Origin of the sequence: Pseudomonas sp. FP1154 (assembly GCF_030687245.1) — a bacterium.
Classification (GTDB): domain Bacteria; phylum Pseudomonadota; class Gammaproteobacteria; order Pseudomonadales; family Pseudomonadaceae; genus Aquipseudomonas; species Aquipseudomonas rhizophila.
This window is the reverse complement of sequence record NZ_CP117465.1, coordinates 2,807,962-2,821,329: the sequence shown is the minus strand read 5'-3', so window position 1 is coordinate 2,821,329 and position 13,368 is coordinate 2,807,962. Positions and strand designations below refer to the sequence as shown.

General features: G+C 61.9%; 13 protein-coding genes. 6 read left to right on the top strand and 7 right to left on the bottom strand.

What is annotated here, in order from left to right:
• Positions 1-49: 49 nt before the first annotated feature.
• From PSH91_RS12785 to PSH91_RS12775, 3 genes are all read left to right on the top strand, one after another.
• On the top strand, positions 50-757 hold the full coding sequence (locus PSH91_RS12785; protein ID WP_305468389.1) for an HPP family protein: 708 nt from the start codon (positions 50-52) through the stop codon (positions 755-757).
• A 134-nt stretch (positions 758-891) separates the two neighbouring features.
• Complete coding sequence (locus PSH91_RS12780; RefSeq protein ID WP_160892691.1) at positions 892-1,998, top strand: enoyl-CoA hydratase/isomerase family protein; 1,107 nt, start codon at positions 892-894, stop codon at positions 1,996-1,998.
• Between the two features lie 3 nt (positions 1,999-2,001).
• Positions 2,002-3,153 (top strand): acyl-CoA dehydrogenase family protein, encoded by a 1,152-nt coding sequence (locus PSH91_RS12775; protein ID WP_047226493.1) that lies wholly within the window; start codon positions 2,002-2,004, stop codon positions 3,151-3,153.
• A gap of 126 nt (positions 3,154-3,279) precedes the next feature.
• On the opposite strand, the gene PSH91_RS12770 is transcribed toward PSH91_RS12775, so the two are convergent.
• The 7 genes from PSH91_RS12770 to pssA form a co-directional block, all read right to left on the bottom strand.
• Positions 3,280-4,053: an enoyl-CoA hydratase gene (locus tag PSH91_RS12770; protein WP_047226494.1), complete on the bottom strand. Its 774-nt coding sequence runs from the start codon at positions 4,051-4,053 to the stop codon at positions 3,280-3,282.
• A gap of 13 nt (positions 4,054-4,066) precedes the next feature.
• Positions 4,067-5,194, bottom strand: coding sequence for an acyl-CoA dehydrogenase (locus tag PSH91_RS12765; RefSeq protein ID WP_305468388.1), 1,128 nt, complete (start codon positions 5,192-5,194; stop codon positions 4,067-4,069).
• 9 nt (positions 5,195-5,203) lie between these two features.
• Positions 5,204-6,391, bottom strand: coding sequence for an acetyl-CoA C-acyltransferase (locus PSH91_RS12760; protein ID WP_160892687.1), 1,188 nt, complete (start codon positions 6,389-6,391; stop codon positions 5,204-5,206).
• A gap of 11 nt (positions 6,392-6,402) precedes the next feature.
• Positions 6,403-7,164 carry an SDR family NAD(P)-dependent oxidoreductase gene (locus PSH91_RS12755; protein ID WP_305468533.1) on the bottom strand — a complete coding sequence of 254 codons (762 nt, stop codon included), beginning with the start codon at positions 7,162-7,164 and terminating at the stop codon, positions 6,403-6,405.
• A gap of 16 nt (positions 7,165-7,180) precedes the next feature.
• Positions 7,181-8,845, bottom strand: coding sequence for an AMP-binding protein (locus PSH91_RS12750; protein WP_305468385.1), 1,665 nt, complete (start codon positions 8,843-8,845; stop codon positions 7,181-7,183).
• A 250-nt stretch (positions 8,846-9,095) separates the two neighbouring features.
• Positions 9,096-10,112: an AraC family transcriptional regulator gene (locus PSH91_RS12745; RefSeq protein ID WP_047226499.1), complete on the bottom strand. Its 1,017-nt coding sequence runs from the start codon at positions 10,110-10,112 to the stop codon at positions 9,096-9,098.
• A gap of 11 nt (positions 10,113-10,123) precedes the next feature.
• A complete protein-coding gene (gene pssA / locus PSH91_RS12740; RefSeq protein WP_188251705.1) occupies positions 10,124-11,467 on the bottom strand; it encodes a CDP-diacylglycerol--serine O-phosphatidyltransferase in 1,344 nt (447 codons plus the stop codon).
• Positions 11,468-11,589: 122 nt separating this feature from the next.
• Between pssA and PSH91_RS12735 the strand changes: the two genes are divergently transcribed.
• The 3 genes from PSH91_RS12735 (at position 11,590) to PSH91_RS12725 (ending at position 13,368) form a co-directional block, all read left to right on the top strand.
• Positions 11,590-12,159, top strand: coding sequence for a TetR/AcrR family transcriptional regulator (locus tag PSH91_RS12735; RefSeq protein WP_160892677.1), 570 nt, complete (start codon positions 11,590-11,592; stop codon positions 12,157-12,159).
• 54 nt (positions 12,160-12,213) lie between these two features.
• Positions 12,214-12,693, top strand: coding sequence for a nuclear transport factor 2 family protein (locus tag PSH91_RS12730; RefSeq protein ID WP_047226502.1), 480 nt, complete (start codon positions 12,214-12,216; stop codon positions 12,691-12,693).
• Positions 12,694-12,966: 273 nt separating this feature from the next.
• Positions 12,967-13,368 carry a hypothetical protein gene (locus PSH91_RS12725; RefSeq protein WP_076384918.1) on the top strand — a complete coding sequence of 134 codons (402 nt, stop codon included), beginning with the start codon at positions 12,967-12,969 and terminating at the stop codon, positions 13,366-13,368.

Below are 13,368 nucleotides of genomic sequence, written 5' to 3'. Positions count from 1 at the left end.
GATTCTCCCGTAAGCCCCTTTTTTTGTTCGTTTTTTGGATTTTCGCTTAATGCTTTCTCGCTGGTTCCCCGCTGCTATCAATACCCGCCCCACCGAATGGAGCCGGGCCGCCATCGGTATGGCCCTGGGTACGATGTTCAGTGTCTGGCTGTGTGGCCAGTTTTTTGGCCTTGAGGTGGCGCAACACTTGATTGGCCCACTCGGCGCCTCGGCCGTGCTGTTGTTTGCCGTCTCCTCAGGCGCCCTCGCCCAGCCCTGGTCGATCTTCGGCGGTTACTTGTGCGCCTCGGTGGTGGCATTGCTGGTGGCCCATGTCCTGGGCCGTACCCTGGGGAGCGCCTGTCTGGCGGCCGGCATGGCGCTGGTGTTGATGTGCTGGCTGCGTTGCCTGCACCCTCCGGCGGGTGCCCTGGCGGCGACGATGGTATTGGCCGACCCGTCGATCATCGCCCTGGACTGGCAAGCTGTCGGTGCCGCGATGCTGGCCGGTTCCACCCTGCTCTTGAGTGCATTGGCCTACAACAACCTGACGCGCGTGCGCTATCCCAAGCGCGCCAGCGAGCCGACGCCGATCATTCCCGCCGACCATTCGCCCGTCGACCGTCAGGCCATTACGGCTGAGGACTTGAAGCTCGCTCTTGAGCAAATGGAAGCATTCTTTGACGTAACCCCCGAAGATCTCGAGCAATTGATCCACGCCAGCGAACGCAATGCCAGGCGTCGCAGCATCACGGAAGTCCTCTCGGGTCGCGGCTGAGCCTGAGGCTGCTATAAATATGCAGACAGGACCTGCACGTATCCCGGTTGTGCAAGGCAAATTTGCACTGGTACGATCCTGACCGGGTACGCGCGACACAATTCATAAAGAACAATAAAAGCAGGGAGTTAGCGATGACAGCTCAGGTTTCATCACAAGCCTCGGGACCCATCGGAGCCGTGGCTCATGAAGTGCTGGTCGAAGTACGCAACCATATCGGCCACTTGACCCTGAACCGCCCCGCCGGCCTCAATGCCCTGACGCTGGAAATGGTGCGCAGCTTGCAACAACAGCTCGATACCTGGGCTATGGACCCACAGATCCGCGCCGTGGTACTGCGTGGTGCCGGCGAGAAAGCGTTTTGCGCCGGCGGCGATATCCGCTCGCTGTACGACAGCCACAAGCAGGGCGACAACCTGCACCAAGACTTTTTCGTCGAGGAATACGCCCTCGACCTGACGATTCATCACTACCGCAAACCCATCCTCGCCTTGATGGACGGTTTCGTCCTGGGCGGCGGCATGGGCTTGGCGCAAGGTGCCGACCTGCGGGTGGTGACCGAACGCAGCCGCCTGGGCATGCCGGAAGTCGCCATCGGTTACTTCCCCGACGTCGGGGGCAGCTATTTCCTGCCGCGTATTTCTGGCGAACTGGGCATCTACCTGGGAGTCAGTGGCGTACAGATCCGTGCTGCCGACGCGCTGTATTGCGGGCTGGCCGACTGGTATCTGGACAGCGACAAGCTCGATCGGCTCGATGAACGTCTCGACCGCCTGGAATGGCACGACACGCCCCTCAAGGACCTGCAAGGCCTGCTGGCGAAACTCGGCATGCAGCAGTTGCCTGCCCCGCCTCTGGCCGACCTGCGCCCGGCCATCGATCACTTCTTTGCCCTTGCGGACGTGCCCAGCATGGTCGAGCAGTTGCGTCAGGTCACCGTCGCCAACAGCCATGAGTGGGCGCTGAAAACCGCCGACCTGCTGGAGACCCGCTCGCCCCTGGCCATGGCCGTAACCCTGGAAATGCTGCGTCGCGGCCGGCATTTGAGCCTGGAAGACTGTTTTGCCCTGGAACTGCACCTGGACCGTCAATGGTTCGAGCGCGGCGACCTGATCGAAGGCGTGCGCGCCTTGCTCATCGACAAAGACAAGAACCCGCAGTGGAACCCGCCGACCCTGGAGGCGCTGGACAAGCGCCACGTGGCGAGTTTCTTCGACGGCTTCGACGACCACGGGAACTGAACCATGCACGACCTTGAGCTGACCGAAGAGCAAGTAATGATCCGCGACATGGCCCGGGATTTTGCCCGCGGCGAGATCGCCCCTCATGCCCAGGCCTGGGAAAAAGCCGGCTGGATCGACGACGCCCTGGTGGCGAAGATGGGTGAGTTGGGCCTGCTGGGCATGGTGGTGCCCGAGGAATGGGGCGGTACCTACGTCGATTACGTGGCCTATGCCCTCGCGGTGGAAGAAATCTCCGCGGGCGATGGCGCCACCGGGGCGCTGATGAGCATTCACAACTCGGTGGGTTGCGGGCCGGTCCTCAATTTCGGCACCGACGAACAGAAACAGACCTGGCTGGCCGATCTGGCCAGCGGCCAGGCCATTGGCTGCTTCTGCCTCACCGAACCCCAAGCCGGGTCCGAAGCCCACAACCTGCGCACCCGCGCCGAACTGCGGGACGGCCATTGGGTGATCAATGGCGCCAAGCAATTCGTCAGCAACGGCAAGCGGGCGAAACTGGCGATTGTTTTTGCGGTGACGGATCCTGAGCTGGGCAAGAAAGGCATTTCGGCGTTTCTGGTGCCGACCGACACGCCGGGCTTCATCGTCGATCGCACGGAACACAAGATGGGCATCCGCGCTTCGGATACCTGCGCCGTGACCTTGAACAACTGCACCATCCCCGAAGCCAACCTGTTGGGGGCTCGCGGCAAAGGCCTGGCGATTGCCCTCTCCAACCTGGAAGGCGGCCGCATCGGCATCGCGGCGCAGGCCTTGGGCATCGCCCGTGCGGCGTTTGAAGCGGCCCTGGCTTACGCGCGGGACCGGGTGCAGTTCGACAAGCCGATCATCGAACACCAGAGCATCGCCAACCTGCTGGCCGACATGCACACCCGCCTGAACGCCGCCCGCCTGCTGATCCTCCACGCCGCCCGCCTGCGCAGCGCCGGCAAGCCATGCCTGTCGGAAGCCTCCCAGGCCAAGCTGTTCGCCTCGGAAATGGCCGAAAAAGTCTGCTCCTCGGCCATGCAGATTCATGGCGGGTATGGGTATCTCGAGGATTATCCGGTGGAGCGCTACTACCGCGATGCGCGGATTACCCAGATCTATGAAGGGTCGAGCGAGATACAGCGGATGGTGATTGCCCGGGAGTTAAAGAACTACCTGGTGTGATGGCTGAAAAAGCATCGCGAGCAGGCTCGCTCCCACATGGGATCTTTGGTGTACGCAATCTCTGTGTACACCTCCGAACCCTGTGGGAGCGAGCCTGCTCGCGATGGCGTCAGTCAGGACGCCGCATTACTTGTCCTGAAACTCCGCCGCCCGCTTGGCCACGAATGCCGCCATGCCTTCCTTCTGATCCTGCGTCGCAAATGCCGCATGGAAGACCCGGCGCTCGAAACGCACACCTTCGGACAGGCTGACTTCAAAGGCGCGGTTGACGCTTTCCTTGACCATCATGCTGATGGGCACCGACTTGGAGGCAATCAGAGCGGCGGTTTTCAGCGCGTCGTCGAGCAATTCATCAGCCGGCACGATGCGCGCAACGATGCCGCAACGCTCCGCTTCCACTGCATCGATGAAACGGCCGGTCAGGCACATTTCCATGGCCTTGGCCTTGCCCACTGCACGAGTCAGCCGCTGGGTGCCGCCCATGCCCGGCAGTACGCCCAGGTTGATCTCCGGCTGACCGAACTTGGCATTGTCACCGGCCAGGATAAAGTCGCACATCAACGCCAGTTCGCAACCACCGCCCAAGGCAAACCCGTTCACTGCCGCGATGATCGGCTTGCGCCGGTTAGCCACGCGGTCGCTGTCGCTGAACAAGTCATCGAGGTAGATCTGCGGGTATGTCAGCTCGGCCATTTCCTTGATGTCCGCACCGGCGGCAAAGGCTTTTTTCGAGCCGGTCAGCACGATGCAGCCAATCTTTGGATCAGCCTCCAATGCATCCAGCGCCTGGTTCAGCTCGCTGACGATCTGCGCGTTCAAGGCGTTCAACGCCTGGGGACGGTTGAGGGTGATCAGGCCAACGCGGTCCTTGATCTCCAATAAAATCGTTTCGTAGCTCATGCAGGACTCCTGTTCAAAGATTGCGCGAAATGACCATGCGCTGAATGTCGCTGGTGCCTTCGTAGATCTGGCAGACCCGCACGTCGCGGTAGATGCGCTCCAGCGGGAAATCGTTGAGGTAACCGTAACCGCCCAGGGTTTGCAACGCCATGGAGCAGACTTTTTCGGCCATTTCCGAGGCGAACAGCTTGGCCATGGACGCTTGCACCAACGCCGGCTGCCCGTTGTCGCGCAAAGCAGCGGCGTAATGGACCATTTGCCGCGCCACGGCGATCTGGGTGGCCATGTCCGCCAGACGGAACGCCACGGCTTGGTGTTCGATAATCGGCTTGCCGAAACTTTGCCGCTCGCGAGCATAGTCGCGGGCCGCTTCGAACGCCGCGCGGGCCATGCCCACGGACTGCGCCGCGATACCGACCCGCCCGCCTTCCAGGTTCGCCAGGGCGATCTTGTAGCCCTCGCCCTCCTCCCCCAAACGGTTGCCCACCGGAACACGGACATCCTCGAACAGGATCTGGCAGGTGTCGGAGGCGTGCTGGCCCAGTTTGTCTTCGACCCGCGCCACGCTGTAGCCCGGCGAATCGGTAGGCACGATGAACGCACTGATGCCACGTTTGCCGGCGCTCGGATCGGTCACCGCAAACACAATCACCACCCCGGCGTTCTGCCCGGAGGTGATGAACTGCTTGCAACCATTGAGCACGTAGTGATCGCCCTCCAACCGTGCCCGGGTCTTGAGGCTACTGGCGTCCGAACCGGCCTGGGGCTCGGTCAATGCAAAGGCACCGAGCATCGCACCGCTGGCCAGGGGGGTGAGGAATTTGGCCTTCTGTTCATCGTTGCCGAACTTGAGGATCGGCACGCAGCCCACCGAGTTGTGCACGCTCATGATGGTCGAGCACGCCCCATCGCCGGCGGCGATCTCTTCCAGTGCCATGGCATACGTCAGGTAACCGGTGTCGCAACCGCCCCACTGCTCCGGCACGAGCATGCCGAAGAAACCCAGTTCGGCCATTGCAGCAATGGCTTCCTTAGGGAAGCGGTGCTCGCGGTCCCACTCAGCGGCGAACGGTTTCAAGCGCTCCTGAGCGAACTGCCGGGCCACGTCGCTGATTTGAGTCTGTTCTTCAGTCGGGAGCATGGTGATTCCTTAATACAGGCATTCAACGGCCATGGCCGTGGCTTCGCCGCCACCGATGCAGATGGCCGCGACGCCACGCTTGAGGCCTTTCTGGCGCAGGGCCGAAAGCAGCGTCACCAGGATCCGCGCGCCCGACGCACCGATGGGGTGGCCCAGCGCGCAGGCGCCGCCATGGACGTTGACCTTGTCGTGGGGGATCTCCAGCGCGCCCATGGTCGCCAACGCCACCACTGCGAAAGCCTCGTTGATTTCAAACAGCTCCACGTCGTCGAGCGACCAACCGGTTTTGTCCATCAGTTTCTTCACCGCGCCGATGGGGGCGGTGGGGAACAGGCTCGGCGTGTCGGCAAACGCAGCGTGACCGTGAATCACCGCCAACGGCTTCAAGCCTCGCTCCCGAGCCTGGCTCTGGCGCATCAGCACCAGGGCTGCGGCACCGTCAGAGATGGAACTGGCATTGGCTGCGGTGACCGTTCCGCCCTCACGGAACGCCGGTTTGAGCGAGGCGATCTTGTCCAGACGAGCCTTGGGCGGCTGCTCATCGTGGCGCACGGTGACCTGTTCCTTGCCGACCATGACCTGTAACGGCACGATCTCGGCGTCGAAGCTGCCGTCCTTGATCGCCTGTTGGGCTCGGGTGGTGGAAGCGATGGCGAAAGCATCCTGGGCTTCGCGGCTGAAACCATTGGCTTCAGCGCAATCTTCGGCAAAGGTGCCCATCAGGCGGCCCTTGTCGTAGGCATCTTCCAGGCCATCGAGGAACATGTGGTCAAGCACCTTGCCGTGACCCATGCGCAAACCGCTGCGGGCGCGGTCGAGCAGATACGGGGCGTTGGACATGCTTTCCATGCCGCCAGCCACCACCACCTCGGCGCTGCCGGCGATCAGCATGTCATGGGCAAGAATTGCCGCCTCCATGCCCGAACCACACATCTTGTTGAGCGTGGTGCAGCGGGTCGATTTATCGAGCCCGGCCCCCAGTGCGGCCTGGCGCGCCGGAGCCTGGCCCTGGCCTGCCGCGAGCACACAGCCAAACAGCACTTCTTCAACCGCATCAGGGGCAATGCCGGCCCGCTCCACGGCAGCTTTAATGGCGGCGGCTCCCAGTTGCGGAGCGCTGAGGCTTTTCAGTTCACCTTGAAAGCCGCCCATGGGGGTGCGGACGGCGCTGACGATAACAATCGGATCGTTGGACATGACAATTGCTCCTACTTGGCAGCCATACGCAAGGCGCCGTCGAGACGGATCACCTCACCGTTGAGCATGGTGTTTTCAATGATATGCCTGACCAGCGCCGCGTACTCGGCCGGTTTGCCCAGGCGCGGTGGAAAAGGCACGCCGGCGGCCAGGGAGTCGCGGACTTCGGGTGTCATGCCGGCCATCATCGGGGTTTCGAAAATACCCGGGGCGATGGTCATCACACGGATGCCGAAGCGCGCCAGTTCCCGGGCGGCCGGCAGGGTCAGGCTGGCGATAGCGCCTTTGGAGGCCGCGTAGGCTGCCTGGCCGATCTGGCCGTCGAAAGCCGCCACCGAAGCGGTATTGATGATCACGCCACGCTCACCCCCGGCATCGGCCTCGGTTTCACTGATGGCGGCGGCGGCCAGACGCAACAGATTGAAGCTACCGATCAAGTTGACGTTGATCACCTGGCTGAAGCTGGCCAGCGCGTGCGGGCCGTTCTTGCCGAGGATCTTCTCGCCGCGCACGATGCCGGCGCAGTTCACCAGGCCATTGAGGCCACCGAACGCCGCGACAGTGGCCTTGACCGCCGCGTCAGCCGCCGCTTCGTTGCTGATGTCCGCCACCACGCTCTGGCAGCCCAGCTTCTGCGCCTGGGCAGCCACGGCTTCGGCGTTGAGGTCCACCAGCATCACCTTGGCACCGGCCTTGACCAGCATCTCGCCGGTGGCCGCGCCGAGGCCGGACGCGCCGCCGCTGACGAGGAAAATCTTGTTGTCGATCTGCATCATGGTTTCCTTGGATTCAAGCTGAAACGTTAGGCGCCGCGGCCTCTTGAGCCTTGGCGATCTCCTGGTTGCGCAAGATAAAGCGCTGCAACTTGCCGCTTGGGGTTTTCGGCAAGTCGCTGACAAATTCGATTTCACGGGGATAGGCGTGAGCGGCCAAGCGCTTACGCACGTGCTGGCGCAACTCTTCGGCCAGCTCTGGCGCGGCGCGGTATTGGGCGCTGAGCACCACGAAGGCTTTCACCAGTTCGGTGCGTTCGGGATCGGGCTTGCCGACCACCGCAGCCTCGACGACGGCGGGGTGTTCGATCAGTGCGCTTTCCACGTCGAACGGGCCGACGCGATAGCCGGAGGTGGTAATCACGTCGTCGCTGCGGCCGACGAAGCTGATGCTGCCGTCCGGGTTGAATTCAACGGTGTCGCCGCTCAGGTAATAATCGCCGACGAAAGCCTTGGTTGGCCCGCCCTCATAACCGGCGAACCAGCACATCGGTGACTGGCTACGATCGACGGCGAGAATGCCCGGCTGGCCCACGCCCAATTCACGGTTATTTTCATCCAGCACCACGATCCGGTGGCCCGGCGAGGCAAAACCGGCCGCGCCCATGTGCACCGGATGTTCCAGAGCGTGGTGATTGCACAGCACCATGCCCAGCTCGGTCTGGCCGTAGTGATCGTGGATCACCACGTTCAGGTTGTCGGCAAACCAGCGGATGACCTCCGGGTTCAGCGGCTCGCCGGCGCTGCTGACCGCGCGCAGCGTGCCCTTGATCGAGCGGGCGAACTGATCGCCCCCGGCGATCAACAAACGATAGGCAGTGGGTGAACCGGCGAGGTTGGTGATGCCGTACTTGTTGATGACTCGGCAAGTGCTTTCCAGGGTAAACGGCCCATCGTAGAACGTGATGGGATGCCCCATGGCCAGAGGGCCGGTCACACCGAAGTAGATGCCGTAGGCCCAGCCCGGGTCAGCGACGTTCCAGAAGGCGTCTTCGGGACGCAGGTCCACGGCGTCACGCATGTAGCTCTGGAATGCGACGATGGCCTTGAGCGGCACCGACAGCGCCTTGGCCGGTCCAGTGGTGCCGGAGGTAAACATCAGCAGGAACGGGTCTTCGCCACTGAGCATCACCGGTTCGCACTGGTTTGCATGGTTCGCCACTTCTGCCCAGAAACTGTAATCGCCGCGAACGATGCCCTGGCCTTTTGCGCCGCCGACCGTGACCACTGTGGGGCAACCGGCTACATCGTTGAGTTTGGGGCGATTGACCGCGTCGGTGACCACAACACGCGCGCCTGAGCTGCCCAGACGGTGTTCGATGGCCTTGGGGCCGAACGCGGTGAACAACGGCTGATACACCGCGCCGATGCGCCACGTGGCGAGTACCACGATCAGCAATTCAGCGGTACGTGGCAGCAGGCCGGCCACCTTGTCACCCTTGCCCACGCCTTGAGCCAGGAGGAAATTGGCAAAACGCGCGGCGTTGTCCTGCAGGTCACGGTAAGTCCAGGTCGCGTCGTTGCCGTCGCGCCCCTCCCAGAACAAGGCAATACGCCCCGGCAACGCATGCCGGTCGCAACACTCGACACAGGCGTTCAATGCCTCGAGCGAGCCGTGCAGTGCGGTGTTGACGGTGTGCAGGTAATCGAACTGTGACGTGGCGGACGAGTAATCGCGCATGACCAGAATCCCTCTGTACTTTTTATTGGTTGGGGGAACCGTAAACAGCAGGGAAATACTCGCGCCGAAGGGCTTGGGCGGCAATGGTCAAAGCCATCAAGTTGCTTGACTGGTTTGGCCATGGTTGGGTGATGTGGCGTCTGGGAGGCCGTTATCGCGAGCAGACTCGCTCCCACCGGGGCAATGCGAACCTTATGTGGGAGCAAGGCTTGCCCGCGATAGCGCAAGCCCAGTCAACCCACATCCCAAATCAGCCAGGATCGTTGAGAATCAGGCTGCGATAATGTCCCGGATTGGACCCGGACCACTTGCGAAACGCCTTGTAGAAGGAGCTGGCATCGGCAAATCCCAGGCGCGCGGCGATTTCCACGAAGCTGATGGAAGGTTCGGCCAGCCAGTTGATGGCCAACTCCTTGCGCACACTGTCCTTGAGCCCTTGATACGTCTGGCCCTCCTCCGCCAAGCGGCGGCGCAGGGTCGAGGCCGAAACGCACAACTGCTGGGCCAGAGCCTCGGTCTCCGGCCACTGCTCGGGTGGCAATTGGCGCAGGTCGTGTCTGATGCGGCTGGCGAGGCTTTGCGGGTCGCGATATTTGACCAGGATGTTGGCCGGTGCCTGGGCCAGAAAGCGGTTGAGTTCCTCGGCGCTGCGTCGGATGGGCAGGTCCAGGCATTCGGCGGAGAAGATCATCCGGGTGCGGGGCCGGTCAAAGCGCAGGTTCCGGGAGAACATCACACGATAGTCGTCGCAGAAGTCCGGTTCCGGGCAACGCAACTCGATGGAAAGAATCGGAATACGCCGCCCGGCCAGCCAACAGGCCACGCCATGAACAATCATCCAGTAGGTAAAATAGGTGAAGGCCCGTCGCGGATCCTGATCGTCCTCCAGCAGGACGATTTCCGCCAGGCTCTGCTGGCGGACCCATTGGGCCGGCAACTGTTCGAACATCAGCGAGAGGAACCCCAGCCCCGCCGTCAGGCCGCTCGCCAGCGTGGGTTGGGCCATGGCGCACTGGCAGAGAAACGCCAGGCTACCCGACTTGAGCTTGCGCGGGTCCATGCCAAAAAACTCGTCATCCAGGCGTCGGGCGAGCAAACGCCAGAGCCGCGCATAAGCATGGGCCGGGACCCGCGCCTGGGAGTCGTCGAGCAACGCAGGGTCTATGCCGACCTTGCTCAGAACCTCATCGGTGGCCGCTCCGGGAGCGCAGCTTTGCAGCAGCGCCTCACGTACCAACTGGATGGAGATGGTGTCTTTTTCCGACATGGCACGAGCTTTCACAGGATCCGGTAAAGCAGCCGCTCGATCCGCACCCGGCTGACCCGTTTCAGAAACCTGGCGACTGCGGCGGGATAGTCCGGCAGGGTTTCCAGGTCCAGATATCGATCGATGCGCCGGGTGTGTTGGTAAATCTGCTCAAGCTCGGCCTGACGCGGCCCCAGCAGTTCGCCCTTGGGGTCATCCAGCAACAAAGCGTTTTCCAGGTCCAGGCGAAACGCCCGTGGATTGAGGTTATTGCCGGTCAGCAAGGTGTAGCGCTCGTCGATCCACATGCCCTTGAGGTGATAGGTATTGTCACCGTCACGCCACAGGTGCAGGTTCAGTTGGCCGCTGTCGATGTAACGCTGATGCCGCTTGGCGAAGCGGCGCAGGCTGATTTCGTAGAGATAGGGCAGCGCGGCGATGATCTTGAACGGCTCGCTGGGCGGCATGTAGAAGTCGTTGGCGGTTTTGTCGCCGACGATAATGTCGATCCTGACCCCGCGAGCCAGCGCGCGATTGATTTCCCGGGTCACCCCCAGGGGCAGATTGAAATACGGCGTGCAGATGGTCAGTTGCCGGCGACTGCTGGCAATCAACTCGCCAATTACCCGGCTCAACGGATTGTTCTTGCCCACGCCCAGCAACGGGCTCACCGACAGGCCGCTCTTGTCGAGGTTGCCGGCCTGCGTGTCATACGCGGCGTACTTGAGCCGGCTGCGCAGATCGCCGATGTCCTTGCGCAGGCTGCGAGTGCTGGGCAGGTTCGGCAAATCCAGACGATGCACGGCGCTGGAGGCAATCAAGCCATGCTGTACCAGGTGCTGCATCGAGTCGGCCAGAGCCTCGTTGCGCAACAGGTGGTAGCGGTCGTAGCGGTATTTGTCGAATTTGTGCAGGTAGACGTTATTGAGGCTGGCACCGCTGTAAAGCACGCAGTCGTCGATCACGAAGCCTTTGAGGTGCAGCACGCCGAACAACTCGCGGGTCTGCACCGGCACGCCGTAGATCGGCACTTCGCTGGCGTGAGTGCGGGTCTGCTCCTGATACCACGCCGAATTGCCCGGCTGCTTCTTGGCGCCGATCAGCCCGCGCTGGGCCCGCAGCCAATCCACCACCACGACCACGTCCAGTTCCGGACGCTTGGCCTTGGCGGCGTGCAAGGCATCGAGGATTTCCTGCCCGGCCTCGTCCTCTTGCAGGTACAGGGCGACGATGTAGATGCGCTGGGTGGCCTGGGCGATTTGCTCCAGCAGGCAACGGCGGAACTCGGCGGCGCCATCGAGGATGGTCACGGCATCGGCGGTCAGTGCAAAGCTGCGCAGCTTAGGCAGCAAGGGGCGTTTGAAAAGCGACGGCATAGGGCTCGCAAAAGGTCGAATCCGAAGAGTGGTTGAGCTTACACCATCGATGGGTTCGGGTCTTCAGGGCGTCATGAAAAAACAATTTGACCAAGGAGAACGATCGTTCTACTGTTAGCGCCATGAACGAAATCAATAGCAATGAGACCCGAGACATTATTCTCGATGTCGCCGAAAAGTTAATCTATAAAAGTGGCATCGCGGCCACCGGCATGGATCGGCTGGTGAAAACCGCCGGCGTCTCCAGAAAGAGCATTTATCGCTACTTTGCCAACAAGGACGATCTGATCGTGGCCGCACTCCAGCGGCGCGACGAACGCTGGATGCACTGGTTCAGCAGTGAGGTCGACAAGGCCCCTACTCCGCGCGCCCGGCTGCTCAACCTGTTTACCGTGCTCAAAACCTGGTTCGACAGCGAAGGTTTCCGTGGCTGTGCGTTCATCAACACCAGTGGCGAAACCGGCGACCCACAGAACCCGGTCCGCCAGGTCGCCAAACTGCATAAACAGAAGTTGCTCGACTATGTAACCCGGCTGTGCACAGAACAAGGCGTCGAGAGCCCGGATGCCTTGGCCCGGCAGTTACTGATCCTGATCGATGGCGCCATTACCGTCGCACTGGTCATGGGCGATCACAGCGCCGCCGACCAGGCCCAAAACATACTGAAGTCCTTATTGGCTGAAACTGAATAACCCGTTCCCGTAAACCGCTGTGCCACTTGCTCGATCACTCACTGGAGATCTGCCATGTCATCCACTGCTGAAGTTCGTCCGCCGCTGCCGCCTTTCACCCGTGAATCGGCCATTGAAAAAGTCCGTCTGGCCGAAGACGGCTGGAACTCCCGCGACCCACAACGGGTGTCCCTGGCCTATACGCTGGACACTCAATGGCGCAACCGTGCCGAATTCGCCCATAACCGCGAAGAGGCCAAGGCCTTCCTGACCCGTAAATGGGCCAAGGAACTGGACTACCGGCTGATCAAGGAACTGTGGGCCTTCACCGGTAACCGTATCGCCGTGCGCTACGCCTACGAATGGCACGACGATTCGGGCAACTGGTTCCGTTCCTACGGCAATGAAAACTGGGAGTTTGACGAGCAAGGGTTGATGTCCAACCGCTACGCCTGCATCAACGACATGCCGATCCAGGAAAGCGAACGCAAATTCCATTGGCCGCTGGGTCGCCGGCCGGATGATCATCCGGGGCTGTCTGACTTGGGGCTGTAGGCGCACGGCATTTGTATAAGCAACAGAAACCTTGTGGGAGCGGGCTTGCTCGCGAAGGCGGTGCGTCAGCAGGTAGCAATGCTGGACGAACAACCGTCTTCGCGAGCAAGCCCGCTCCCACATTGCTACTGCGGGCTCGGCCCAGCGCCCGCTCGCAACGGCGCTAGACAAGCGGCCACTCACCAGGGTTGACCGGCATGCCGTCAGGCATCACATTGCCTGGACCGCCGATACACTCAGAGGCGATTTGCTCGTTGCTGACCTGTGGAGCCCATGACCGCGTCGATTCCGATCCGTCCCCCCTGCCCGCCTGGTATCTGTGACTGCGGGCGTGATGCGTTGCTGCAAACCCCGGGCAGTGACCTGCGCATTCTTTGCTTGAACCGTCAGGAAGAAAAACGCCTGCTCGAACGGCTGGAAAATATCCAGAGCCTGGACGAACTCCAACGGTTGCAGCAGCGTATGTACGAGAACCTCGGAATCCGCCTGAGCGTCGAACCCGGCTACAACGAAGTGCGCACCATGCGCGGCATCGCCATCGAGTTCCAGGAGCAGCCCGGCCTGTGCCGCAAGATTCGTCAGTCGATCCCCACCGCCATTCGACGCGGGTTGGAAAAACGTCCCGAAATCGCCTGGCGACTGCTGGATGCCCACGACCTGTTCCGTGACACCTGA

Excerpts from the sequence above, each read along its gene's own strand:
- PSH91_RS12765 (WP_305468388.1), bottom strand. The coding sequence starts at position 5,194 with ATGCTCCCGACTGAAGAACAGACTCAAATCAGCGACGTGGCCCGGCAG.
- PSH91_RS12775 (WP_047226493.1), top strand. The coding sequence starts at position 2,002 with ATGCACGACCTTGAGCTGACCGAAGAGCAAGTAATGATCCGCGACATG.
- pssA (WP_188251705.1), bottom strand. The coding sequence starts at position 11,467 with ATGCCGTCGCTTTTCAAACGCCCCTTGCTGCCTAAGCTGCGCAGCTTT.
- PSH91_RS12735 (WP_160892677.1), top strand. The coding sequence starts at position 11,590 with ATGAACGAAATCAATAGCAATGAGACCCGAGACATTATTCTCGATGTC.
- PSH91_RS12750 (WP_305468385.1), bottom strand. The coding sequence starts at position 8,845 with ATGCGCGATTACTCGTCCGCCACGTCACAGTTCGATTACCTGCACACC.
- PSH91_RS12745 (WP_047226499.1), bottom strand. The coding sequence starts at position 10,112 with ATGTCGGAAAAAGACACCATCTCCATCCAGTTGGTACGTGAGGCGCTG.
- PSH91_RS12755 (WP_305468533.1), bottom strand. The coding sequence starts at position 7,164 with ATGCAGATCGACAACAAGATTTTCCTCGTCAGCGGCGGCGCGTCCGGC.
- PSH91_RS12785 (WP_305468389.1), top strand. The coding sequence starts at position 50 with ATGCTTTCTCGCTGGTTCCCCGCTGCTATCAATACCCGCCCCACCGAA.
- PSH91_RS12725 (WP_076384918.1), top strand. The coding sequence starts at position 12,967 with ATGACCGCGTCGATTCCGATCCGTCCCCCCTGCCCGCCTGGTATCTGT.
- PSH91_RS12730 (WP_047226502.1), top strand. The coding sequence starts at position 12,214 with ATGTCATCCACTGCTGAAGTTCGTCCGCCGCTGCCGCCTTTCACCCGT.
- PSH91_RS12760 (WP_160892687.1), bottom strand. The coding sequence starts at position 6,391 with ATGTCCAACGATCCGATTGTTATCGTCAGCGCCGTCCGCACCCCCATG.
- PSH91_RS12770 (WP_047226494.1), bottom strand. The coding sequence starts at position 4,053 with ATGAGCTACGAAACGATTTTATTGGAGATCAAGGACCGCGTTGGCCTG.
- PSH91_RS12780 (WP_160892691.1), top strand. The coding sequence starts at position 892 with ATGACAGCTCAGGTTTCATCACAAGCCTCGGGACCCATCGGAGCCGTG.